The sequence below is a fragment of the Legionella maceachernii genome (assembly GCF_900167045.1).
Classification (GTDB): domain Bacteria; phylum Pseudomonadota; class Gammaproteobacteria; order Legionellales; family Legionellaceae; genus Tatlockia; species Tatlockia maceachernii.
Genome location: NZ_FUXJ01000014.1, coordinates 88,284 through 113,919, shown reverse-complemented (window position 1 = coordinate 113,919; position 25,636 = coordinate 88,284). Strand labels below are relative to the sequence as shown.

Here is a 25,636-nt window from a genome sequence, read left to right as displayed (position 1 = left end):
GCCACTGGAGCGTTGCTGCGGGACTAAACCAAGCCAAGCCGCTACCTCTCTACCATTCCTAAAAACAGTTGGATCACCAATAGTAGCTACTATAGCCGAAGCTGTTATAGGTCCAATACCTTCTATACTTTGAATTGCTACACAGCGAGGGTCGGTCTTTGCTTGTTCACGTATTTCTTTATCGTAGTACTTTGCCTGCTCATCATAAATTTTGAGTTGTTCGTATAGCTGTAAAAATATCCTTTTTGAACAAGAACTTATTTTATCTTCATTAGAATCTAATATTTCAGGTAGTTTCCAAAGGCGGTGGATACCCTGAGCAACGATAATTCCGTATTCTGCTAAAAAACCACGAATTTGATTTGCTTGAGCTGTTCTTTGTTTGACTGCAAGCTCTTTGGCTCGGTGGAGTAATAATACATCCTGTTGGGCCATTTTTTTTATAGCTACAAAGCGCATCGTTGGTCTTGTTACTGCTTCAGCTATCGCTTCGGCATCATTAGCGTCATTTTTATTCGATTTTACATAAGGTTTCACAAATTGTGGTGACATCATCTTTACCGTATGCCCCATTTCTTCAAATAATCGAGCCCAGTAATGTGCTCCTCCGCATGCTTCTATTCCGACAAGACATGATGATAAATTAGACATAAATTCAACTAGCTTTTCGCGGCTTAATCGTTTACGTAAAACACCTTCTCCATTGCTATCTGTACCATGAAGTTGAAAAACATTTTTTGCTAGATCTATCCCTAATACCTTAATATTATCCATTATGGATCCTCCACTTTTTGAATGAATCTAAACAATCTCATTCTGGCTCATTACGAAGCCTCGTTAAAGTGGCAGGGTCCATACTATTACGTCACTTGATGGTTGAAGCAGAAGTATTTAAATATTTGGCAAATACAGCTTGGCTCACTTGTTCTTTTAAGCGAATCAATTTAATTTCTTTTGCTGTAAATTCCTTTACTTGCGGTAAAGCATAACTCATCAAACTTATGCATTGTTGTCGCATCAACAAGTCCTACATTATATAGGTCTTGATGTATTTTTTGTATAATTTGAATTTTTTTGGTACAATTCGAATTTAAATAAATTACCTTGTTTCCAAATGCGCTACTTTGCTGTTCGTGATAGTGAGAAAAAATACCCTTTAATGTTGGAATTAAGGGATTTCACTCAACCTTGGTTTTTCCAATTTTGTCTGCGCTGGTTTAACCTTTCTTTACCAATGCTTGCTAGCCTACAATCAAAATTACCAGAAGAATCATCCATAGAAACAGTGCTCCCTGTATTAGCTAACGCTAAAAAAGAGATCGAATTATTACCTCAATCACTTCATTTTCTCCCTGATTGGCTATTATTTCGACCTCTAAATAATTGGATTAGTCAGTTTTTTAGAGTTCAGAAAAGCGAACTTGAACGTTCATTAGCAACCAAAATTACAGAAGCAACGCTTAAAAGTCCCCAGGTATTGCAGCGAGATAATAAAGCAGACGAGACTATCTCCCAATGTATCGAGCGCCACAAAAAAGAAATAGCCGCACAACCTTCGGTGCGATATGGCAAAACCTATCAACAGCTTAAAGAAGAAAGAAATGAATCTTTAGGCAAATCGAAGCATTTACGCGAACATCGTGCATGGGTAGTTGAAAAAGAAGGTCCCAAAGGAGAACCCATTGTCATTCAATTTGCAGAACACACCCACGTTATTTATGGGACTCCTAGCCATCAAGCACAAAGGGATTTTGAACGGTCTCGTTTGGCTCGTATTGATGCCGATATTGAAAGAGAAGAAAGAAACTTAAGTCGAATTAACGTGGAGCGTGAGCGGTTCTTTCTGCCAGCAAAGTATGACAATCCTGCTGAATACAAGGAACTGCTTGATCAGCGCACACAAGCAACACTTGCACCAATAAAGCTGTACCCTAATAGTTGAGAACGATAAGGGATTCCTACTGGGCGAATTCTTCTAAAAAGGTATCCACTTTAGCAAAATGCTCTTCCCAAGTAGGATTTTTAAAATGTTGAATGCGCATGAGTTGATTAGCTCTGCTTGCACTGCTGGGTTGTGTGTACTCCACAATTAGTTCTTCCCATCGTTTTCCGTCCAAAGAATCCACATAGTCAGGAACATCCCCTGCAATTTCCCGAAAGACAGGCAAGTCACTGGCAATAACAGGAACACCTAATGTTAGTGCTTCGATCAAGGGCAAGCCATACCCTTCTATAAAAGAGGGGGTAAGTAACGCTTGACTATGATGAATATAATTTAATAAATCAGCGTCAGTACAATAAGAAATCTCAGTAACAACTCCTTTTAAGAATTGGCAACGCTCTAGCATATCCAATACGTTCTCGCATTCCCACCCTCGATGACCAATCAAGAAGAGATGTGGGGTTCGTTCACCTAAACGCTGAGATAAACTGCGCCATATTTGTAGCATTAATAAATGATTTTTTCGTGGCTCTATGGTGCTCAAAATGACAAAATAAGGCTTATCAATAGGACGCTTTTGAGGAGATCCTTCTGTAATACCTGATGCTAATAAAGCCGTCTTCGCCCGAGGCATGGCTTGTCCAGTGAGCTGGGAATACTGAATTAAATCTTGAAGCGTTGCTTCAGAGTTAGTTATTACACCACTAGCAATCTTTAAAATATAATTCATCTTTTCTTTGTGCCTTGCATCCTCCCCAGGATCACAAAATTCAGGATAAGTAATTGCGATAAGATCATGAACAAAAAAAATGGGTTTAACATTTAGCTTGCGAATCATCCGTAAATAGTCTGTCTGGCCAAGACCAATATGTCCTGTATTGACCAAGAACGTATTCCCTTCACTTCCACTCGTTGAAAATGACAAGATTCCTCTAGCAATAATTATCCTCACTGCAAGCTTTGATCGAGGCGCTATTAACCATTCAAATAATGCCTTTGATGCAGCCTGGGATAACACCCAGCTACGCCCACTCCAACGCACAAGAGCCCGGCCAGTATGGCGATAATGCTGAATATAAGCCATTGCAACACGATCAATACCAGTGAGAGTTTTTCCTTTTAGTGAACGGCGAACCACACGAGTCACATCGATAATAATGTTCATAAAGTCCTTTATGTACTAATTAAACTAGACCACTATTCATTATGCTGCGATTGCAATTGGGAATACTTTTTTATCAGCAGCACAATCAGCAGATTAAACACATTTGAACTCAGAGTAGATGATATTTGCTGCATAAGGCTAGTCATTAGGAAATATAAAGTCAATCCATTATTGCCGCCCTTTTTCCCGCAACTTATAACATTTTGACTACCCATGGTGTAAACACCGAGGTGATAGTTTACCTCTGTGAATATTGTAAGAGCGCCCAAATAAGGTTATAATTTGCACAATTTAATTATTTGTAAAGCTTTATGGGCAATATTAAAGAACACATAAAGAAATTAAGTCAATTTTCCGAATTCAAAAATATTTCTGAGCTCGTAAAAATATTGGAAACCCTCTCCAAAGAGACGCCTATTGCAGTCATTGAATCACTGAGATCCGATCTTAAAAAGCATCTAACAGAGGAAATGAGAATAAAAGACAATGTTTCATTGGCGGATGCTGCCATGGGTTGCTTATTGGCTTTGGCCAAATTAAAACCAATTAATGAAGAGGATCCTATTCTGCAAGAAAAAATAAAGAAAAAGAATCGTCTATTTACTGCTGCCGACTACCAATTTTCGTTACCAGCCTTATTGGAATTTCACAACAAACGCCTTTGTAGAGCTGGAGAGACACCCACCAGTAAAAAGTTAATCAATCCTTCAACTAATCTTCCCTTTGACAAATGGGATATAAAACACATTGTTAACACTGCCAAAGCCAAAGGCATTCAAATCGATAATTTAGATACAGAAGAACCCATTGCCATAATCCGTACTCCTTCCTGGAGAAGAGTAGATGATCATGGAATGCTCGAGTTTCAAAATCTTAATGCAGCGCATGTGAGCACCCTCCATTTAAATCAAAACCTAGACGGCTCTTTCAGCATCACAATGAATGCAGGTACTTGGAACTCAACCTCTTTTCCTTGGTCTTATTTTTGGCCTAATGAACAGTCAGCTAGGCTGACTTCCACTCCTACGCTGAATCAAAATTTAGCTGATGCGCTGCGCGCCCGCGGTTTTACCGTAGACACAATCAATGTTGAATTTTTCCCGAATCCTTTTAACTGCCGCTTCTCCTTTCGCGGAAATCATGAAGAGATTAGGTTTGCCCTGAATAACTTGTTGCAAGTGATAAAAGATCTGGAAGGAGAGCATTGTCTTGACGCTGTTGAAACTGAAATTCGTAATGCCTTTGAACAAAGACTTGCAATGGAATCACAAGAGCTGACAGCAAGCGATACCTCAAGCCTATCTTCTTTAGAAGAACAATCTGAATCCACCTTATCGGATATGGATTCTTCTTCCGGTGACGCTGAATTTAATGAACAGTCTCAAGAGATTTCTGCATGGGGAAAGGGGTATTTTAACAATTGGCAAATCCATGATCATGGGGACAACATTAATCGGGTGCTTGATTTTCAAAACTTCAATGCAAAAGCGATTTGCACTATCAGCTTATATGGGTATGTTGATGATACTTTCGGGGTAGATATTACGGCAGGTACCTCTCAATCTTTACCTGGTTTTTGGGGGAAAATGCCGGACTATCGAATTGCTGAGTTGAATCAAAAATTTGCCGAGGCTTTACAAGCAAAAGGCTTTACCGACCAGTTACCCGGGGTCGCTCTTTTTCCTCAATCTCATTTTTCTGTTTTTTCCTTCCGCTCTAATTTATTAGAGGTTAAGAAAGCACTGGAGCTCATTTTGCAAGTGATAAAAGAGCTTGAAGGAGAACACAGCCTTGATTCAATTGAGGCCGAAATTCGTAATGCGTTTACTGAAGTATCACTTGCCGTGGAAGTACCTCGTTTAACTCGCGTATAAGCCTAGGATAATCGATTATTTGTGTCCAAAAAAATATCTTATTGCAATATTAAAACCCTTTTTCCTATAGGAACTCCTCTATGTTTGAATCTCTTGTTGTGTTGCATTGTGAATTAGATAGTAAAAAGAAACTTTCTGGTATTTTTCAAAATATTGAAGAAAGAATATTCTGTTTCAGACCTGTAACTTGTACTCGTCAAGTTTTTATTTTTGATAGTTTATCAGAAGCAGAAAAAGAAATTTTCGATAAAAATTGCGCTACCTTAGCGACGATAGGTCAACACTATGAGCTTTATACCGGCTTTGATGCCTTCGAATTTCTCTTAAAATGGGCTGTAGGATTATTAAATCCCAGATACAACTACAATGATCGATTTGTCTTGGGGAAATGTCGGGAACTTTGGACTTCTTTTTGTGAGTCAAAAGGAACTGTGCTTAAAGATAGGCCAATGGCAAAATTAATTCCTATGCTCTTAGAGGATGCAAGCCTTATTCGCAGCACTATCGAAAACCGAATGGAGGAGGAAAAAATTTCTGCTTCAGCAAGAATTAAAATAATGACGGATATGTGTCATGCGCGACGGGTGCGCAGAGAACGGCAAGAAACGCTCGGGGCCTTGCGATTCTTTGATTCCTATTGGAATGAAGAGGCTGCCAAGGCGACAAAAGAGGAAATGGGTAAGAGCATTGATGTATTAGGCAAAAAAATTCAGAATTTACAAAAAAGGGCTGAGATAAAAGAGGAAACGGTCACATTAACATGTGGTAGCAAAGAAGCAAGGGCAAGGCTGACCATTACTCAATCCGCCATTGTATCCTGTTGGATAAAAAGACAACTTGAACACGCAAATCAAGCTATAGAAGACTCAGAGCAGTCCCCATTTTCTTCCCTAGCTTAAAATGCTGAGATCACTTGCAAGCCACCTAAATAAGGCTGCAACACAGGTGGGATATGGATATTCCCTTCTTTATCTTGGTAATTCTCTAAAATGGCAACTAAGGTTCGCCCCACAGCGAGTCCAGAGCCATTTAAAGTATGAACTAATTCCGTCTCTTGCCTTTCTGGATTTCTGTAGCGCGCTTTCATTCGTCGAGCTTGATAAGCTTCGGTATTAGAACAGGAGGAAATTTCCCTGTATCTGTTCTGACTGGGCAACCATACTTCGATGTCATAAGTTTTTGCAGCACCCGCTCCTATATCACCGGTGCATAATGTGACCACACGATACGCTAAATTTAAGCGTTGCAAGATAACTTCGGCATGTCGTACCAATTGTTCAAGCGCTTCATAGGACGTTTCTGGAGTAGTAATCCATATGAGTTCGACTTTCTCAAATTGATGCTGTCTAATCATTCCCTTTGTGTCTTTGCCATATGAACCCGCTTCACTACGAAAGCAAGGGGAATGACATGCATAGCGTAACGGCAATAGTTCAGCAGCCAAAATGGTATCGCGAACAGTGTTGGTGACTGAAATTTCAGAAGTTGAAATCAGGTAATAATCTTGCTCACCCCTGAGCTTAAATAAATCATCTTCAAATTTAGGTAACTGACCTGTCCCGATCAAACTGTCAGCGTTCACAATATAAGGGACATAAATTTCTTGATACCCATGTTCCTGAGTATGGGTATCCAACATAAATTGAATTAAGGCTCGATGAAGCCTTGCTAACTGATTTTTCATCACTACAAAACGTGAACCCGTGATTTTTGCAGCTAACCCGAAATCCATTTGCCCTAAAGCTTCTCCTAATTCATCATGCGATTTAACTGGAAAATCAAAATAAGGTATTGTTCCCCAACGCCTAACCTCGAGATTTTCGTTCTCATCTTTGCCTGTCGGAACTGACTCATGGGGTAAATTCGGCAAGCTTAATGATATAGCCTCTATTTGTTGTAACACATGCTCAAGTTCTGCTTTATTTTTATCTAATTCTTGACCAAGCCGATTGACTTCTTGGCGCATAGACTCAATATCTTCACCACGAGCCTTAGCTTGGCCAATAGCTTTCGAACGCTGATTTCGTTCGTTTTGCAGTGCTTGCGTTGCAACCTGAAGTGTTTTTCTTTTTTCTTCCAGATAAGTAAATGCTCCAACATCAAAAAGAAAACCGCGTCGTTTCAATTGCTCAGCAACGTACTTGGGATTATCACGCAATAATTGAGCATCTAACATGCTTACCTCACAATACCTCGAGTTGATTGGTTTAAGGCATCAATCATAGGAATCACTTCAGGACAATCATTCTGCATCAGCTCTAATTCCGCAACCGCTTGTTGCACAGTCAAGCCTTTACGGAAAATGATTTTATAGGCGCGCCGTAAATGCTCTATAGCTGATGGCGAGAATCCTCGACGCCGCAAACCCACCGTATTGAGACCACAAGCCGCAGTCGTATGCCCGGCAATCATGACGTACGGAAGCACATCCTTAGTGATATAAGTTGCTCGAGCGATAAAGGCATACGCACCGATATGACAAAACTGGTGTATAGCAGCATAGGCTCCTATAATCGCATAATCATGAACAATAACATGCCCGGAAAGTGCTGCATAATTTATCATGGTTACATTATTGCCCACTACGCAGTCATGGCCAATATGAGAATAAGCCATCAAATAATTCTGGTTGCCTATACGGGTAATCCCTCCGCCTTTCACAGTACCACGGCTGATCATGCAGTACTCACGAATGACATTGTTATCCCCAATTTCCAAACGAGTAGCCTCACCTTTATAGGTAATATCTTGTGGCTCGTCACCAATTGAGGCAAACTGGAAAATTTTATTGTTTTTACCGATAACAGTTGGGCCTTGAATTACCACATGAGGGCCAATCCAGGTGCCTTCACCAATTTCAACCCCAGCACCAATCACGCTGCCAGGACCTATTGATACCCCTGCTGCCAGTTTGGCTGTGGGATGGATCATTGCACGTTCATCTATCACTTTTTATTTCCTTTGCTGCACTCATTAAGTCTGCGGAGCAGGCAAGCTTGTCACCCACAAATGCTTCACCATGCATTCGCCAAAAATCTCGTTTTTGACCAATTAGTTTAACCTCTAAACGCAACTGGTCACCAGGAGTCACTACATGCTTAAATTTAGCATTATCGATCCCTGCAAAAAAATACAGGAATTCATGACCCTCTTTGGGGCTACGCGATAAGTTAGATAATATCGCACTTGCCTGTGCTAAAGCCTCGAGCATCAACACACCTGGCATAATGGGATTTCCAGGAAAGTGCCCCATAAAAAAAGGCTCATTAATTGTCACATTCTTCGTCGCAATTAAATAGTCGAATGCGGTATATTCCAAAACTCGATCAACCAAAATAAATGGATATCGGTGCGGCAATAAATCAAGAATTCGGATTATATCAACAGGTTCACTCATAAGTTAGCTCTCATTTAATTCATCATTTAATCACTTTGGTCTATTCTAACAGCTCCCTTTTCTTTCTTACCTCCCGCTTCCCCGGTTTGACCGCGGGAGCGGGGCGTAGAGATGAGCTATATCAAAGATTACAAAGCAGTTAATTCTGGGAGATGTGCTCCTTGTTCTTTTTGTTATGCTCTTTCTCCAATTTTGTGAGCCGAATAATATAGTCATCAAGACGGCGAAAACGTGCAGCATTGCGGCGCCATTGGTCATGCTTACTGACCACAGTTCCTGAAGAATAAATACCCGCTTTGGACAGCGACTTGGTTACGGTTGACATTCCCGTAATAACGATGTCATCGACCAGATGGGTATGTGCAGCTATACAACTAGCCCCCCCGATAATACAGTGGGAACCAATTCGAGTATAGGCGCCAATTGCTGCACAACCGGCGATTGCCGTGTTTTTCCCGATAACTACATCGTGCGCAATTTGGACCAAATTATCAATATGTACCCCTTCATCGATATAGGTATCCCCTAAGGAACCTCTAGTTACAACCGTATTTGCGCCAAGCCGTACATAATCTGCAATTACTACGCCTCCCACTGCGATGCCACTATGCCATCGCCCTTGTGCCTTTAAACTATTGAATGGAATAGCGCCTAGAACCACTCCACTTTCGACCAAAACATATGCGCCCATTTTTGATCCACGATGAACGCTGACGCCACTACGAATCACCGTGTGCGGTCCTATACTCACGCCTTCTTCAATAACACAGTTCGCTGCAATGCTCACCCCATCGCCTATGATTACTGAATCCCCGATTACAGTATTAGCTCCTATCGCAATCCGTTTCCCCAAAATTGCTGAGGAAGCAATACGTGCCGTAGGGTGGATACCTTCTTGACGTTCGATTTCCTGTGGCAGCATTTCTGCAGCAATTGTCATACTGAGCAAGGGATTAGTCACAACGATGGAATTAACTGGACAATATTTTGCATGTCCAGTAGCTAATAACACAGCACCTGCCTGAGTTTTCTCTAACAACTGCAACATCATTGTATTGTCAAAGTAAGCTAGATCAGTGTTGGTGGCACAACTCAGAGATGCAACACCGCTTATTGGTTGCTCGGCATTACCATGCAAGCAACCATTAAGACGGTGTGCCAATTCGGCAAGGGTGTACACAGAGCGCCTAATTAGCCAATTTGCTTGATTACATTATCAGTAATATCTAGCTTATCAGAACTAAAAGGTGCTGCATCCTTTTGTAGGACAACATCGTATTTATCAGTTTCAGCGACTTTAGCAATGGCTTTTCGAATTTTGCTATAAAGATCTTCCATTGCTTCATTGTGAGCCGTGCTCAATTCTTGTTGGTATTGTTGACCTTCTCTTTCGAAAGTTTGCTGAGTAGCAAGTATCTTTTTCTCAAGATCTTTCTTTTGTGACTCGCTCATTACTGAACTATCACGCTTAAATTTTTCCATATCTTGTTTTAAACCTTCTTCCATAGCAACTAATTTGTCACGGCGAGGTTTAAAATCTTTTTCTAGCTTTTGCTGAATGGATTTCATTTGATTAGAGGTTTGCATGATTTTCTGCAAGTCCACCACACCAATTTTTACGTCAGCAAAGGCATTAAACCCAACAACGCTTAACATCAACGAGATTAGAATCCCAGTCACACGCTTCATTTTTATTGCTCTCCTAATTAAAAGACCCTGATGCTATCATAGATCATCAAAGGTTGCGATAATTGTAAACCCGCCAATTGTAAATTTTCTTTAGCAAATCGCTAAAAGCCAGAAGACAAGGTAAATTGGAATACTTGTCCATCATCAAAACGCTGTTTGTTTAAAGCTTTAGCCAAACTGAATGCTAATGGTCCAAAAGGCGAACGCCATTCAACCGATACCCCTGCAGAGTAGCGCAAAGGCCCTGAATCGGTACCTGTCAGGAAAGTAGGTATTCTGCTCGCATAAACGTTACCTACGTCGGCGAATATTGTCGTTCTGACCGTGTCACGACTGAGTGGGTAAGGTAAAATTAGCCCTGCACTTCCATTTACCAAGAAGTTACCTCCCAGCGCATTGAAGTTATTGTCTCTAGGTCCCAAAGAGTAACTGTCATAACCCCGTACCTGACCAGGATATGCAATACCTCCCGCATAATAGTTTTCAAAGAAGGGTAAACCGTCTCTGTTGAAAGTATTTCCATAGCCCACATTACCTAATGCGGTAAAGATAAATCCGCGAATAAGAGGCTGATAAAAACGGGTCATGTAGGATGCTTTATAATAAGCCAGTGATCTTGAAGAGGCAGGTAAAGCGACTAACCCATTAATTTGCTGATTCCACCCTTTGGTTGGATACGGCATTTGATCATAAGTGTTACGGCTCCAGCCGCTGGTTAAACGGATTTGATGGAAATTACGCCCATGCAAAAGCACAAAATTCTGAATTTGCTGAACGATACCGACTGACTTAATGCGCAAATCTTGATACCCATAACCTAATTGCAAGCTGCTGTATTCACTTAGAAGAATATTATAGCTTACGTCACCTCCGAAACGGTCGGCGGAGTAAACACTAATATCCCTTAAGCGCTTAGGATCAATGGTATTGTAATAAAGGTTAATTCCTCGTCCTACACCCGTTTTAGTGTAAAAAGGATTGTAGTAGTTAAATGAATAATCCTTACCCCAATAACTCGCATTAAAACCGACACCCACCGAACGACCTGTACCCATGAAGTTATGCTGGTTAAAAGCTGCATTAAATTGAGGGCCGTTTGTACCATAACCTAATGAAGCAGTTGCCTCTGCGGATGGCGCTTCTTCGATTTCAACATCTAAATCCACTTGATTATTTGCTCCAGGAACTGGAGTAGTCTTCACATTCACATTTTTTAGATAGCCCAAAAGGCGCATTTGTCTTTCAGATTCTTTGATATTATGCAATGAGAGAAGTGATCCCTCATTTTGACGAATGACGTTTCGCAGCACATAATCAGCCGTCTTAGTGTTGCCATGGAAATTAATGCGTCGTACGTAAACATGGCGTCCGGGTTCAACCACAAAGGCGATGAATACTGTTTTATTTGTTTCATCAATACGTGGTTCGGCATTGATCGCCGGAAAACCGTAACCAATGTCCCCCAGCGCTAAACCAATAGCAGAAATCGTTTCCGTCACTTTCTTCCGTGAGAAGATATCCCCTTTCCTCACTTGAACGAGTGCATCTATTTTTTCTTTAGGTAAAATGGTTTTACCAATCACTGAGTAACCGGCAAATCGATATTGAGGTCCTTCCTCAATATGGATATTAATAAATACGTCTTTTTTATCAGGTGATAACAACACTTGTGAAGAAACAATTCTAAATTTCAAATAACCACGATCAAGATAAAATGAGCGTAATGCTTCCAATGAAGTATCCATTGCCGCTTTAGAGTACTGATCTTTTTTAGTAAGATAAGTAAAAATACTCGAGGTGGACAAAGACATTTGGGGCATCAGCTCGTTGCTGGAAAAATCATGATTGCCAATAAACTTAATTTCTTTAATACGTGAAACCCGTCCTTCAGAAATGGTCGCATTGATGGCTACACGATTTTCAGTTAATGTTTTTACATTGGTTTCAATACGAGCATTATATTTTCCACGCGCATTATAAGCTTGTTTTAACTCTTTTTCTAAACGCTCAAGGGAAGCTCGTTGATACACTCGTCCCTTCACTAAACCCAGTTCTTTTAACAATTCTTTCATCTTATCGCTGGGAATTTCTTTATTCCCCGCAACCGTCACCGAGCCAATGGTTGCTCTTTCAACCACATTCACAATCAAGGTGCTTCCTTGCCTCTCAAGCTCTACGGACTGAAAAAAACCGGTATCATATAAGGCTCGAATAATTTGCGCTGTGGAGCTAGGCCCTATTTCTTCACCCACTTGAACAGGTAAATAATTTAATACTGTACCTGCACTTATCCGATGTAATCCGGTAATTTTGATGTTACGTACAATGAATTCATCTGCTGCACTTACTTGCACTGACCAGGTCAACGCTGCCGAACAACAAATACCTAATAAAATTTTTCTACTGACTTTTCTCATTATTATTTACGTCCAGTACTACTACCCATGTTCTTAGGATCAAAAGCATGCTTTTAAGCCCAAGAGAATAAATTGCAACCCTTTTATAGGAACTGGTCGACCCTGTCAAGAAATTGAAGAAAACCTTACCTGACTGTATCGTTTACCTATTTCTTTTTATTTATTATTTTCAATTGGTTAAACGAGTAATATCATTGCTTAATGCCAATAACATTAATCCCATGAGTACCATTAATCCTAAATAGATACCCACTGATTTTACGTTATCAGAGAGTGGCTTACCTCGAATTACTTCGATGACGCAATATAGCAAATGTCCCCCATCAAGCATAGGAATAGGCAATAAATTCAATACCCCCAAACTAATACTCACTAATGCTAAAAACGACAGGTAATACGCTAATCCACTACGCCCCGATTCACCCGCTCCTTGAGCAATACCTACTGGTCCACTAATGCTCTGCAAAGCTAATTTACCCGTAATAAAGCGCCCAATCAGAGAAAAAGTAGCACCTGTTAACTCCGTGGTTTGGGCAAATGCGGTACCGATTGCTTGCAAGGGGCCTTGGCGTTGAGTACGTAGCCACTGCTTAGGCCAGTCGACTTTTTCTGAGCGAAGACCGAGAAATCCTTCTTGTTGACCCTCATTTAATTTAGTCCCAATGAGCAAACTAACCACTTGCTCATGTCCCTGTCTTTTTATTATCAGAGATAACTCTTCGCCGGGGTGGAGTTTGACATACTCTACCAAATCCAGCCAATCATCCATGGGATTACCATTCATTTTAGTGATCACATCGCCTTGTTGTAGCCCGGCTGTTTTTGCAGGTGAACCTTCCACTACTTCACCAATAACAGGAGGAATCTTGGGAATAAATGGTTTTATTCCTAGACTATTTAAAGGGTCAGGTTTTTTAGTATCCAATTCCCAATGGGTAAGCGGTAAGGACACATTTTTCAGTTGCCCATTCGTTAACGACTTGACTGTCAAAGAGATCGTTGCATCACTACCAAGTAAGGGCATTAAAGCAAATTGAAAATCTCGCCAACTGCTTATTTTTTTATCGTCTAAAGCCACAATCTCTTGCTTAGGCTCTAAACCAGCAGTGGCGGCGATACTACCTGGCTTCACCCCGTCAATCATGGGTGCGAGTGATTGTATACCTATAACAAGCACAAGCCATAACGCTACAAAAGCAAAAATGAAATTAAATAATGGACCCGCAACGATGATGGCAATACGAGCCCAAACCGATTTGTTATTAAACGCTAAATGACGCTCATGTGCAGGAACTTCTCCCTCGGCTTCATCCAGCATTTTCACATAGCCACCTAAAGGAAAGAGAGACCAAGCGTATTCTGTCCCTTGTTTATCACGCCAACGGGCTAATACTTTGCCAAAACCAAAAGAAAAACGGAGAACCTTTACCCCGCAGAGGCGAGCGACTAAAAAATGGCCATATTCGTGCACTGTGATGAGCAGTAATAAAGCGAGAAAAAAATAAAGCAAGGTTGTAACCATAGTTATAATCCCGGGTTTAGAAAAGCCAACCCACTGTAAAATAAAGATGAAGCGGCAATTAAACTATCTAATCGATCGAGAATTCCGCCATGCCCCGGCAATAAATGGCCAGTATCTTTAATATTAGTTCGTCTTTTGAGCATAGAGATAGATAAATCGCCAATCATTGAAATTAATGTGGTGATCACTGCAATTAAAAACCAATTCACTAACCATTTGGGCTGGAAATAAAAATAGCCTCCCAATGCGATTAACATGGACAATGTAAAACCACCTAACGCGCCCTCTACCGTTTTTCCTGGGCTAACTAAAGGTATTAATTTGTGCTTTCCCCATTGTTTACCTACTAAATAGGCACCAATATCAGCGGCCCAAATTAAAAAGAGTAGATAAACGATTAAATCTTTTCCTTGAGGTGCATCATAAATCTTCACTATGCTCTGTGCAAATAAGGGGAGTAAAAATAATCCTGCTAGAAAAACAATCCACGAACGACCCCAAACACGCTGAGACTTAGGGAAATGAAGTATGGCAATAAAGATTGCTACCCACAGTACAATGCTGGCCACTAACTCATAATAAAAAATAAAATGACTTACCCAAGCAGCTCCTAGTAAAAGGACAATAAATATTATCTTTAACCAAAGTTGGTTCACAGGAATTAATACCAACCACTCTAAACCGCAAGCCACCAGTAATAAGGCCACTAAACTTATGAAAACCCAACTTTTCGCGTAGTAAATGATAAACAATACGAGAGGGGCAAGGATTAATACTGTTAATAACCGTTGTCTAAACATGATTCGGCTCTTTCAATTGCTGAGAAGTTTTACCATAACGTCGTTCTCTTCGACTAAAACTAGCGAGTGCTTTTTGAAACTCATCAGCGTTAAAATCAGGCCAATGCACTTCCGTAAAATAGAGTTCGGTATAAGCCAGTTGCCAGAGAAAAAAGTTAGAAATTCGTTGCTCTCCGCTGGTACGAATGAATAGATCGGGATCTTGCAAACCTTGCGTGCTTAACTCTTCTGCTAAAGCCATTTCATCAATGGCATCGAGCATTAATTCGCCGGCACAAACTTTTTTGGCAATTGCTTTTGTTGCCTGAACTATATCCCATTTACCCCCGTAATTCACGACAATATTTAAGGTCAATCGTTCATTGTTTTCAGTCAATTTTTCCGCAGCGTGCATCTGTTCACACAACGCTGCGGATAATGCGCCTCTATCACCGGTGAACTTAAGTTGAATGCCATGTTGGTGTAGCTCTTGTACCTCATGATTAAGCGCCTCTATAAAAAGCTGCATAAGGAATTCAACCTCATTTTCCGGCCTTGACCAATTTTCACTGCTAAAAGCAAACAGACTGAGAATGGGTATCTGACTTTCCAAGCAACAACGAATTACTGTCTTGACCGCCTCAACCCCGGCACGATGGCCTTCGACGCGAAGCAAACCACGGCTTTCTGCCCAACGACCATTCCCATCCATTACGATGGCAATATGTTGAGGTAAAATATCATTCAAACTATTCATCCAATAATACAAAAGCCAATAGTCTAACTGCTTTAGAGTAAAATATTAAGTACTGTATTATTTTGATTAAGTAGATATACCAAAAAAATCAAGTCGTCTAAAACTAGCACTTTGAAGTATCTTGGGTATAATCAAGTTTTTCTTAAAGAGATTAGTATGCGTAAAAATGTACCGCTTGTCTTAATGGTTCTCGACGGCTGGGGGTACCGTAAAGAAAAAGAGCATAATGCAATTTTCGCAGCCAATACACCGCAATGGGATGAATGGTGGGCGACTCGACCGCATATTTTACTCGATGCATCAGGACACCAAGTTGGATTGCCTGATGAACAAATGGGGAACTCCGAAGTAGGTCACATGCATATCGGAGCAGGTCGAGTGATCTTTCAAGACTTCACTCGCATTAACGAAACCATTACCAACGGAGAATTTAACCAGAATTCAGTGCTCGTTAAGCTGATTGAAGACGCGAAAGGAGAAGGTAAAACAGTCCATGTGATGGGATTGCTTTCTCCAGGTGGAGTTCACAGCCATGAAAATCACTTGTTTGCTTTTCTTGCATTGTGCGCAAAGCATGCTTTTAATCGAGTTTGTCTGCATTTATTTCTTGATGGTCGTGATACTCCGCCGCAAAGTGCTTTAGAAAGCTTAGCTAATCTAAAAAAGGCACTTGAAATCTATCCTGTAGCCTCAATCAAATCAATTACCGGGCGTTATTTTGCGATGGATCGTGATAAACGCTGGGAACGTATCGCTCCTGTGTATCACCTACTCACGGAAAGTAAAGCCAGCTATCATTTTGAATCCGCAGAAGAAGCAGTAAATGCATTTTATGCCGAAAAAAAATCAGATGAATTTATTCCTCCAACGTTAATTGGCGAAAGTCAGCCTATCGAAGATGGCGATGCTGTCTTTTTCTTTAACTTTCGCGCTGATCGTGCACGTCAATTAACTAAAGCGTTTATTGATGAGAGTTTTGATGGGTTTATTCGCCCATCAAAGCCCGCTCTTACCCATTTTGTGAGCATGACTCAATATGCCAAAAATTTAGCCACAGAATGCGCCTTCCCCCCCCTAAACTTACACAATACACTGGGAGAGGTCCTTGCAGCGAATGGATTAAGCCAACTACGCATTGCTGAAACAGAAAAATATGCGCACGTGACTTTTTTCTTCAACGGCGGATCAGAGCAGGTTTTTCCCAACGAAGACCGAATTCTTATTCCCTCTCCTTTGGTGGCTACTTACGACTTACTTCCAGAAATGAGCGCTCCAGAGCTGACGCATGCGTTAGTAGACGCTATTCGCAGTGAAGCCTATGATGTCATCATTTGTAACTACGCCAATGCAGACATGGTTGGCCATAGTGGCGATTTCGAAGCGACTAAAAAAGCCATTGAATGTTTAGATCAATGCATGCATAACGTTTGGCAAGCCTTAGCAAGTGTCGGAGGATCTTTATTAATCACAGCGGATCATGGCAATGCTGAGGCGATGTATGATGAAGTCACACATCAAGCGCATACCGCTCATACATGTCAACCAGTGCCTTTACTTTATGTAGGAGGGGATTGGCAATTCAGTAAAACTAAAGGAAGCTTAATTGATATTGCCCCCACCGTCTTAGCTTTACTCGGAATTAAGCAACCCCCTGAAATGACAGGTAGCGCATTATTGGCAGAAACCCATGAGCTCTCAAATTAAACGACTCTTAAGCATTTGCATGTTAATTTCAGTCAGCGTTTGGGCTGAAAACACCTCGCTTACTCAAACCAAGAGTAAGCTGAAGCAACTTGATCAACAAATCAATAAACTCAAACAAACCTTGGTTTCAGCTAATGATAAACGCGGTGTATTAGATCATGCCCTTGCGAATACGGAAAGGCAAATTGGTGAAGGGATCCGCTCGTTGCGTAATATTCAACAAGATATTAACGCTAAGCAGCAAAAAATTACCAATTTGCAACAAAAGGTAAACGATTTAAATAAGCAGCTTATTGCTCAACAACAGTTGCTTGCCGAACATGTTCGCGCTCGTTATAAGATGGGCGAATATCAGCCTCTAAAGTGGCTACTCAATCAAGATGATCCTTATGCGATTAGTCGATTGCTCACCTTTCATCAGTACTTAGTCCGCTCACGTCAAAATATCATTGATCAGATTGGTATGACCAAGCGAAATCTGACACTTAATCAAGAAACACTGAAAATTGAACTCGAGGCCCAACAGCAATTGCAGCAGCAATTGAATAAGCACCAACAAGAGCTGAAGCAAAATAAGCATTATCATGAAGCCGTCATTCAGTCGCTTAGTCATGAAATTCAAACCAAGCAATTGGCCCTTTCTGAATACGAACGCAATAAGAAAAATTTATCTCAGCTCTTAAAAAGCTTGGCACAGCAAAGCGTGATGCAACTCAAGCAGCCTTTTACTCAAATGCGTAAAAAACTGCCAAAGCCTGTTCGCATCTCACATCAAACATTACAACAAATGAATCAGGGGGTGACATTTTTTGCCGGTGAAGGCACACCGGTAACCGCCGTTTATCCAGGCAAAGTCGTTTTTAGTGATTGGCTAAATGGTTATGGACTTTTACTCATTCTCGATCATGGACAAGGCTTCATGACCTTGTATGCTCATAATCAATCCCTGTTTAAACAAAAGGGTGAAACTGTTCTTCAAGGGGAACAAATTGCTGCAGTCGGCCATAGCGGCGGATTAAAACAAAACGGACTATACTTCGAAGTAAGACATCGTGGTAAAGCAATCCCACCGCTAGATTGGTTGTCTTAAGGTTGCCCCTGGCATTTATATTGCAATAGATAAAATGATACCGGAAGGTGGTTCGCTTAAGCTCGCGAGCCTAACTTACCAAGGAGAACAGTATGCACAAGAGACGGTTTTATTTTGGCGCCATGGCGACGCTTGTTACCACAGCCTTAATTTTTCCGGCGCAAGTATTTTCAGAAGGCGAACAAACCAGCGGGACAAAACAAATTCCTATGGAAGACGTGCAGCGTTTTTCTAATGCGATTGGTGAAATTAAAAAATATTATGTTAAGCCTGTGGATGATAAAGAATTATTTGATAATGCAATTCGCGGAATGCTCAATGGATTAGACCCCCATTCTACCTATCTTGATGAAGATGCCTTTAAGGAGTTGCAAACTTCAACCAGTGGTGAATTTGGCGGGCTTGGTATTGAAGTGACGATGGAAGATGGTGTCGTCAAAGTCGTTACTCCCCTCGTCGATACTCCTGCGTTCAAAGCAGGTATCAAAGCAGGCGATTACATCATCAAATTGGGCTCTAAATCGGTACAAGGCATTAGTTTAAAAGAAGCCGTTGATTTGATGCGAGGAAAAGAGGGAACCACACTTGATTTAACTATTTTACGTAAAGGCGAAAATAAACCACTTACATTTTCCTTAATCCGTGAAAAAATCATGATCAAAAGTGTTAAGAGTAAGCTTCTTGATGATGGCTATGGCTATGTCCGTCTGACTCAATTCCAAGCAATGACTGGTCAAGACATGGAGAAGGCGATTGCGCAATTGAAACAGCAATCGGGTGGCCAATTAAAAGGGCTCATTCTTGATTTACGTAATAACCCCGGTGGACTTTTGGATTCAGCCATTCAAGTTTCCGATGCGTTTCTTGCAAGTGATAAAAACGGCAAACCTGAAATGATTGTTTATACTCAAGGACGTCTACCTGGATCTAAATTTACTGCGCTATCAACAAATACCAAGGATATTTTAAATAATGCACCCATGGTAGTGTTGATTAATAATGGCTCCGCCTCTGCGTCTGAAATCGTGGCAGGTGCGCTGAAAGATAACAAACGAGCCGTTATTTTAGGCACTCAAAGTTTTGGCAAAGGTTCAGTGCAAACGGTTCTACCCCTTGATGATAAACGTGGAATTAAACTTACAACTGCCCTGTATTATACGCCCTCCGGCACTTCAATCCAGGCAAAAGGAATTACTCCGGATATCGTCGTGGAGGAAATCGAGGTACCCAAAGTTGATCCTAAAAAAGACAGTTTTGCAGGTTTTAGCGAGGCCGATTTGAATGGTCATCTAATGAACAGCGCTGAACAAGCAGCAACCAAAAATTCCAATAAAGATGATCAAGATTTATTGCATGAAGATTATCAATTGTATGCTGCTCTGACTATCCTAAAAGGCTTAGCAGTTGCTGCTAACCATTAATCCACTTGTGCATACTGTTTCACCATATGGCTTTAAGCCATATGGTGATTTTTTTCCTACAAATATAATCACGACTTATTTAAACTTATTATTTAAATAATAAATTTTTAATTCCGCTTGGATAAGTCTGGTTATTATTGATGAAGGATCAAGTACTCTGCAGTTCCTATGTATCTTGACTCCCTCGTACTATTATTTCTATAAAACGGATTCCGTTAATATTAACAAAACATGACTGGATATGGGTGATCCCACTGCATTCATCATCCATGCATCTGGCGTCAATTTTCCAATACCACACATTCTTGGCATTTCCTGCCCAAGTACTTTATCTTTCAAGTAATGAGTCAGTTGTGTTTGAATGAATATTGCCATCGCGTACTCTGGCATGTATAACGGATTAATAAACATCGGGCTATAACCTGCCAGAATAACACTGTCTTTCTCACTAAAAATCGGGGCGTAATACTGATTCCATGTGTCGCGAGCAATCTTAATAACGGCTGCTTTTAATTCGTTAACTGAAAATCCAGGATGAGCATACATCCAACGCCAACATTCCATATCGACCAAAGCCAGGCCGCAATTGAGATAAGCCGTCCAAAATAAATTTAAAATTTTAGTTCGATCGTGTTCATCACTTTTTCCTTCAATATCGAGTAATTCGAGACATTTTTCATCAAATAAGAAAGCAAATGCTTCGGTAAATGCATCGCCAGGTACTTCTCCCAAGGTGTAATAGTCAATGAATTCTGAAGAAAGATAACGCTCAACACAGTGCCCCAACTCATGCATGGCGGTTACAAATGCCATGTAATCCATTTTTTCATCATGCGCTGAAACCGTAAGAATATATTCTCCGCCTCTCATTTTAGGAAAAGAGGCAAATCCACCAGAACGGCATTGTACAACATGAATTTGTTTCGCAATGGATTGCGCGAGCGTTTGCTCAAATCCTAAACGGACTAAGATATCAGGAATCGCGTGTTGAAAATTAGATAATTCAGGATATTTTTGAGCAACGATCGCATCATACTCTCCCACGTGATCTTGATTCAATAGTCCAAATTGGTTAAATATCACGTCAAATGCACACAGGTCGCGATTTAATATTTTTTTTAATTTTTCGGCACACTGTGGTAATAGTGGATTCTCCAAAAAAGCGATCACTTGTTTCCGACAATCTTGTTCGCTGAATTCGCGACTCATTTCAAAGGTACGTTGAATAAAATTGGGTAATTCTGGACTATAAACATCTTCAGCATTTTTCGCTTCAAATAATCGTTTCAAAAGATCATAACGGCCTTGATGAAATAATTCGCTGCTTATGGGCTTATTCTTATCATGCTCAAAGAGTTGGTTTGTCTCAGGCTCCCAACGCATTTCTTTATTTTCATAATAACCCACAGGAACCTCTTCGAGTATTGCTCGTTCCCATATTTTCGCTAACGTCTTTTGCGAAGATAGACTATTTTTATGGTGATACTGAAGATTGATTTGGTCGCGAAGCCCCCAATGACAATCAACCTGCATCGTATGCGGGATGAATGGTTCCTTATCTGAAGTGAATACTCGATTCAAATCAAACTTAACGTAGCTTAAATATTGGTATGTTTCACTAACAGCACTTGATAGTTTTTTACTGACATTAAATGGGATTCTAAACTGATATAATTCAGCAAGACGACTCATTGCCAATTGCAACCGATCGCTTGGATGTACAGTTAATTTTTGCTTTTCATGATACGTTAGTAATGGAAAGTTCAATAAAATAAAAAATGCGAGTTTACTTTTATAAAAATCATCCAATAAGTGCGCACTCGGGTCAATTTCTGCAAAAAGGCTGTCAACCGGTTCAATATCCCCTGTTTGCATCATAACTGACCAGGCATTAGACCAGTAAATCGATAAGGACAATCCATTCATCTTTTCTATCTTCTCTAATACCTTGTGCAGCAACACCTCTTTCAATGCCGTATCGGCAACATAATGCTTTAAGCAAAACGCTTCAAATTCAGATTCAAGGCCATCAGCTTTATTCCATCGAGATGCAACCACTCTCACACAGCGTTCCAAAAATGGAGCTTTTTGTTCATTGCCGAGTTCTATTATTATTCGTTCAATGGTTTTTTCAGCAATAATCATTTTTACATCCTTTTGTCTAATAGGAGTTCAATATCTTAATCTTGTAATAGAGTGCCTTAATGAAAAACTAACGCTCATTTATTGTTGATGAGTTTCCAAATAGAGAAACATTTTATTATCAGCTCTGTTCGGATAATGTATATGCCACAATGTATATGCCACAAGAATTAAGTTGTTTCTCAAGCTTAGCATCAAACTGAGACATGACGTAATGATTGGTTTCTTCATTCGGTAGTCCATTAAATATCATCCTTATGTAAATATTCATGGGAAATATCAACAGATTGACTCATTTTTCTAAGAAAATGTTCTCTGGGGAATTAATGAATTTAATGGGCTATAACTATCATTATTTTCTTGGGATCTTTTTAATTTGTTGCTCTGTTTTATTTATGAGATAATTGCTATCAAAGAAATCTTATTGTATTTTTATGAATCTATTTAAAATAAGCTGTTTGCTTGCACCACTCATTTATTGTTCATTTGCAAATGCATCAGCTAATGATTATTTCAATGGTATTAAAACAAATCCCAATGCCTTATACGCATTCCTAAAAAACATGCCTAAAGGTGGCGAATTACATTATCATTTGGCAGGCGGTGCTTACCCGGAAACGATGCTTGCACTCGCCGCACAAGGGGACTATTGTCTCGACAAGGAAACATTATCTATGAGTAAAACCGTTGAACGTTGTTTAGGAATTAGCGGAAAAGAACTAATCAAACATCCTGCCCTTTATGCACAAACCATTCGCGCCTGGTCTTTAAAAGATTTTAGGCCTAGCCGAGATGAAACCAGCCATGATCATTTTTTTGCTAGTTTCTATAAGTTCCTGCCCATTGTCGCCGACTATAGACCCCAACTGCTCGCGGAAATAATGCAACGTGCGGCGAGTCAACATGAACTTTATCTGGAAATTATAGTGCTACCCGATAACGCGAAATCAACCACATTTGCACCGCCCCATATTGCTTTCAATCAATTTGCGCACGTGCAACAGCAATTACTACAACAGGCTGATTTTGTTGAAAATATTCGATACACCATTGATGAAGCTGCTCGGATTTTAAAACAAGCTCGACAACATTTAGGTTGCGATGAAAAATCTAATCAAGACGTTTGTCAACTGACGGTTAAATTTCAATATTATGTTTTACGGGAGCAACCTCTGGAAAAAGTTTTTGCTCAAGCCTTAAATGGATTCGCAGCGGCAGCCCGCTCGCAAGATATTGTAGCGGTGAATTTGGTGCAAGCAGAAGATGGCATTATCTCGCTTCGTGATTACCGTCAACAAATGCAAGTGTTCGGCTTTTTGCATAAGGCTTACCCGCAAGTCCATATCACTTTGCATGCTGGAGAGTTATCACCTACCGATGTCGTTCCTGAAAATTTACGTTTTCACATTCATGAGGCCATCATGACAGGGCACGCTGAGCGAATAGGCCATGGGGTTGATATCGCGTTCGAGGATGAAGCAGAAAAATTATTCCGAATCATGGCTCAAAGGAAAACAGCCGTTGAAATTAATTTAATCAGTAATAAAAAATTGCTTCATGTCTCAGGAATTCATCATCCCTTAAACGATTATCTTAAACATCAAGTGCCTGTTGTCTTGTCCACTGATGATGAAGGGATCCTGCGTACCGATCTTACCCAGCAATACGTGGAAGCCGTCCTACACCACAATTTAGATTATCCCACTTTGAAAACAATCAGTCGCAATGCAATAACCTACAGCTTTTTACCTGGTCAAAGTTTATGGGCTGAAGCCTCACAGGCCATTCCAGTCCAGGCGTGTCGAGACTTGAATAGCCAGAGTTGTTTAAACTTTATAAAACACAGTGAAAAAGCACGTTTGCAACGCAACCTTGAGAAAAAACTGATGGACTTTGAAAAAAATTATGCATAACTTGGGGTTAGGCTTATCAAAAATTTCTCTTCATCGTCCATTGTCATCGTGAGCTGTGCCCTTAATTTTTAACGAGCAAAAAAGCCAACATTAGTATTCCCATCCTTCCCCCGTGAAGACGGGGATCTTAGGATAACTAGTTACTCATCACAGTGGTCATCAAACAGCGAATGGATCGCGCAGAACGATAGTCGAATCACGCTCAGGTCCTGTCGATAACATATCAATTGGGACCTCTAATAAAGCCTCTATACGTTTAATGTAAGCCAATGCATTAGCAGGTAATTGCTTGAGGTCAGTGATATCGGCTGTGGATTCCGACCAGCCTGGCATTTCCTCATAAACCGGTTCCAGACTTGTAAAATCTTCCGCGGCCTGTGGTGGGCGAGTTAACAATTGTCCATCCGCATCTCGATAAGCAACCGCAATTTTTATGGTTTCTATGCCATCCAATACATCCAGCTTAGTCATACATAATCCGGTGATGCTGTTCAGTTCGATGGAGCGTCGCAATAATACCGCATCAAACCACCCACAACGACGCGGACGACCAGTCACTGCTCCAAACTCATTGCCCCGCGTAGCTAATCCTTGGCCAATGTCGTCATGAAGTTCGGTCGGAAAAGGCCCTCCACCTACACGAGTGGTATAAGCTTTAGTAATTCCCAAGATATAATCAAGGTATTTAGGGCCAAAGCCCGCACCGTTAATCACACTACCCACACAGGTGTTTGATGAAGTAACAAAAGGATAAGTGCCGTGATCAATATCGAGATGTACTCCTTGGGCTCCTTCAAATAATAGCGCATCTCCTTTTTCTCGATGCTCATGCAGTCGGGTTGTTACATCACAAACCATATCACGCAAAGCATCTGCCCAAACTTGCGCTTCATCCAATAAGGGTTGAAGGGCGATTTCTGGCTGATTGTAGTAATTTTTCAGTACAAAATTATGATAGTCCAGCAAATCGGTTAATTTTGCTTCAAAGCGTTGCGGATGGAAGAGATCCCCCGCTTTAAGCGCTCTTCTAGCCACTTTATCTTCATAAGCAGGACCAATTCCCCGACCTGTAGTTCCAATTGCGACGCTTCCTTTATGATTTTCACGTGCCTTATCCAGAGCTACATGACAAGACAAGATTAGAGGGCAAGCCTGACTAATGTGCAAGCGGCTACGCACATTAATCCCTTTATTTTCCAACTCATTAATTTCCTCAAGCAATGCTTGCGGCGAAAGAACAACGCCATTGCCAATATAGCATTGGACATGAGGACGCAACATTCCGGAAGGGATAAGACGTAACACTGTTTTTTCGCCTTTAATTTTCAGAGTATGCCCTGCATTATGTCCACCTTGGTAGCGTACAACAACTTGGGCATCCTGCATTAAAAGATCGACAATTTTACCTTTGCCCTCATCACCCCACTGTGTACCAATTACAACAACATTTTTACCCATAATAATCGACTCTTACTCTGCAAATTGATGAACAACGGCGAGTAAAATTACTCCCGCTAGCATGCTGAAAAAACCGCTTATACGCATTACCTTCTCATCCTGCTCAATAATTTTGCGTAATAACCTTTTCGCGCTTTTAGGAGAGCTAAAAGGCATTAATCCCTCGAACACGAATACTAATGCAATTGCTGAGAGAAAATTAACGATCATAGACTCAAGAAACTCCAATAAAAAAGGGTTAAGCATGCTTAACCCGATTTCAGCAAAATCAGTAATTATAATGAGGGTCTATTAATATTTCTACTGTTTTTAGGAGAAAACGCAAATTTGGTAACACGAGAAAACCCACTCTCTCCAATAGAAGAC

At 40.6% G+C, this 25,636-nt stretch carries 22 protein-coding genes; 7 read left to right on the top strand and 15 right to left on the bottom strand.

What is annotated here, in order from left to right; all coding sequences use genetic code 11:
* Together B5D33_RS12480 and B5D33_RS16380 are read right to left on the bottom strand one after the other, a co-directional pair.
* Positions 1–774: IS110 family RNA-guided transposase (locus B5D33_RS12480; RefSeq protein ID WP_078767381.1), on the bottom strand; the 774-nt coding region annotated here is incomplete at its 3' end.
* Positions 775–865: 91 nt separating this feature from the next.
* The gene (locus tag B5D33_RS16380; RefSeq protein WP_176119742.1) at positions 866–1,018 is read right to left on the bottom strand and encodes a helix-turn-helix domain-containing protein; all 153 of its coding nucleotides are present in this window, start codon (positions 1,016–1,018) and stop codon (positions 866–868) included.
* Between the two features lie 96 nt (positions 1,019–1,114).
* Here B5D33_RS16380 and B5D33_RS12475 point away from each other — a divergent pair, with 96 nt between their 5' ends.
* Complete coding sequence (locus tag B5D33_RS12475; protein ID WP_058453567.1) at positions 1,115–1,942, top strand: hypothetical protein; 828 nt, start codon at positions 1,115–1,117, stop codon at positions 1,940–1,942.
* A 16-nt stretch (positions 1,943–1,958) separates the two neighbouring features.
* On the opposite strand, the gene B5D33_RS12470 is transcribed toward B5D33_RS12475, so the two are convergent.
* Positions 1,959–3,107, bottom strand: coding sequence for a glycosyltransferase family 4 protein (locus B5D33_RS12470; RefSeq protein ID WP_058453566.1), 1,149 nt, complete (start codon positions 3,105–3,107; stop codon positions 1,959–1,961).
* 311 nt (positions 3,108–3,418) lie between these two features.
* On the opposite strand from B5D33_RS12470, the gene B5D33_RS12465 reads away from it, so the two are divergent.
* Both B5D33_RS12465 and B5D33_RS12460 read left to right on the top strand, forming a co-directional pair.
* Positions 3,419–4,981 carry a hypothetical protein gene (locus B5D33_RS12465; RefSeq protein WP_058453565.1) on the top strand — a complete coding sequence of 521 codons (1,563 nt, stop codon included), beginning with the start codon at positions 3,419–3,421 and terminating at the stop codon, positions 4,979–4,981.
* Positions 4,982–5,061: 80 nt separating this feature from the next.
* The gene (locus B5D33_RS12460) at positions 5,062–5,880 is read left to right on the top strand and encodes a hypothetical protein (protein WP_058453564.1); all 819 of its coding nucleotides are present in this window, start codon (positions 5,062–5,064) and stop codon (positions 5,878–5,880) included.
* Here B5D33_RS12460 and serS read toward each other — a convergent pair.
* The 9 genes from serS to B5D33_RS12415 form a co-directional block, all read right to left on the bottom strand.
* Positions 5,877–7,157 carry a serine--tRNA ligase gene (gene serS, locus B5D33_RS12455; RefSeq protein ID WP_058453563.1) on the bottom strand — a complete coding sequence of 427 codons (1,281 nt, stop codon included), beginning with the start codon at positions 7,155–7,157 and terminating at the stop codon, positions 5,877–5,879. The genes B5D33_RS12460 and serS overlap by 4 nt on opposite strands.
* 2 nt (positions 7,158–7,159) lie before the next feature.
* On the bottom strand, positions 7,160–7,930 hold the full coding sequence (gene lpxA / locus B5D33_RS12450; protein WP_058453562.1) for an acyl-ACP--UDP-N-acetylglucosamine O-acyltransferase: 771 nt from the start codon (positions 7,928–7,930) through the stop codon (positions 7,160–7,162).
* Positions 7,920–8,378: a 3-hydroxyacyl-ACP dehydratase FabZ gene (gene fabZ / locus B5D33_RS12445; RefSeq protein WP_058453561.1), complete on the bottom strand. Its 459-nt coding sequence runs from the start codon at positions 8,376–8,378 to the stop codon at positions 7,920–7,922. Before fabZ ends, lpxA begins: the two co-directional genes overlap by 11 nt.
* A gap of 139 nt (positions 8,379–8,517) precedes the next feature.
* On the bottom strand, positions 8,518–9,558 hold the full coding sequence (gene lpxD, locus B5D33_RS12440) for a UDP-3-O-(3-hydroxymyristoyl)glucosamine N-acyltransferase (protein ID WP_058453560.1): 1,041 nt from the start codon (positions 9,556–9,558) through the stop codon (positions 8,518–8,520).
* An 11-nt stretch (positions 9,559–9,569) separates the two neighbouring features.
* A complete protein-coding gene (locus tag B5D33_RS12435; RefSeq protein ID WP_058453559.1) occupies positions 9,570–10,067 on the bottom strand; it encodes an OmpH/Skp family outer membrane protein in 498 nt (165 codons plus the stop codon).
* A gap of 101 nt (positions 10,068–10,168) precedes the next feature.
* On the bottom strand, positions 10,169–12,484 hold the full coding sequence (gene bamA, locus B5D33_RS12430; protein ID WP_058453558.1) for an outer membrane protein assembly factor BamA: 2,316 nt from the start codon (positions 12,482–12,484) through the stop codon (positions 10,169–10,171).
* Positions 12,485–12,653: 169 nt separating this feature from the next.
* Positions 12,654–14,006, bottom strand: a complete 1,353-nt coding sequence (gene rseP, locus B5D33_RS12425; protein ID WP_058453557.1) for an RIP metalloprotease RseP — start codon at positions 14,004–14,006, stop codon at positions 12,654–12,656.
* A gap of 2 nt (positions 14,007–14,008) precedes the next feature.
* A complete protein-coding gene (locus tag B5D33_RS12420) occupies positions 14,009–14,806 on the bottom strand; it encodes a phosphatidate cytidylyltransferase (protein ID WP_058453556.1) in 798 nt (265 codons plus the stop codon).
* Positions 14,799–15,533, bottom strand: a complete 735-nt coding sequence (locus B5D33_RS12415) for an undecaprenyl pyrophosphate synthase (protein ID WP_115304981.1) — start codon at positions 15,531–15,533, stop codon at positions 14,799–14,801. Before B5D33_RS12415 ends, B5D33_RS12420 begins: the two co-directional genes overlap by 8 nt.
* A gap of 165 nt (positions 15,534–15,698) precedes the next feature.
* Here B5D33_RS12415 and gpmI point away from each other — a divergent pair, with 165 nt between their 5' ends.
* From gpmI to B5D33_RS12400, 3 genes are all read left to right on the top strand, one after another.
* A complete protein-coding gene (gene gpmI / locus B5D33_RS12410) occupies positions 15,699–17,246 on the top strand; it encodes a 2,3-bisphosphoglycerate-independent phosphoglycerate mutase (RefSeq protein WP_058453554.1) in 1,548 nt (515 codons plus the stop codon).
* Entirely contained in the window at positions 17,230–18,336 is a 1,107-nt protein-coding gene (locus tag B5D33_RS12405; RefSeq protein WP_411550306.1) for a murein hydrolase activator EnvC family protein, read from the top strand. Before gpmI ends, B5D33_RS12405 begins: the two co-directional genes overlap by 17 nt.
* Before the next feature lie 92 nt (positions 18,337–18,428).
* The gene (locus tag B5D33_RS12400) at positions 18,429–19,757 is read left to right on the top strand and encodes a S41 family peptidase (protein ID WP_078767445.1); all 1,329 of its coding nucleotides are present in this window, start codon (positions 18,429–18,431) and stop codon (positions 19,755–19,757) included.
* 198 nt (positions 19,758–19,955) lie between these two features.
* Here B5D33_RS12400 and B5D33_RS12395 read toward each other — a convergent pair whose 3' ends face one another.
* Positions 19,956–21,902 (bottom strand): hypothetical protein, encoded by a 1,947-nt coding sequence (locus tag B5D33_RS12395; protein ID WP_058453553.1) that lies wholly within the window; start codon positions 21,900–21,902, stop codon positions 19,956–19,958.
* A 431-nt stretch (positions 21,903–22,333) separates the two neighbouring features.
* Here B5D33_RS12395 and B5D33_RS12390 point away from each other — a divergent pair, with 431 nt between their 5' ends.
* A complete protein-coding gene (locus B5D33_RS12390; protein ID WP_058453552.1) occupies positions 22,334–23,812 on the top strand; it encodes an adenosine deaminase family protein in 1,479 nt (492 codons plus the stop codon).
* 159 nt (positions 23,813–23,971) lie between these two features.
* On the opposite strand, the gene B5D33_RS12385 is transcribed toward B5D33_RS12390, so the two are convergent.
* Positions 23,972–25,270 carry an adenylosuccinate synthase gene (locus B5D33_RS12385; protein ID WP_058453551.1) on the bottom strand — a complete coding sequence of 433 codons (1,299 nt, stop codon included), beginning with the start codon at positions 25,268–25,270 and terminating at the stop codon, positions 23,972–23,974.
* Positions 25,271–25,282: 12 nt separating this feature from the next.
* A complete protein-coding gene (locus B5D33_RS12380) occupies positions 25,283–25,480 on the bottom strand; it encodes a DUF2065 domain-containing protein (RefSeq protein WP_058453811.1) in 198 nt (65 codons plus the stop codon).
* Positions 25,481–25,636 lie beyond the last annotated feature (156 nt).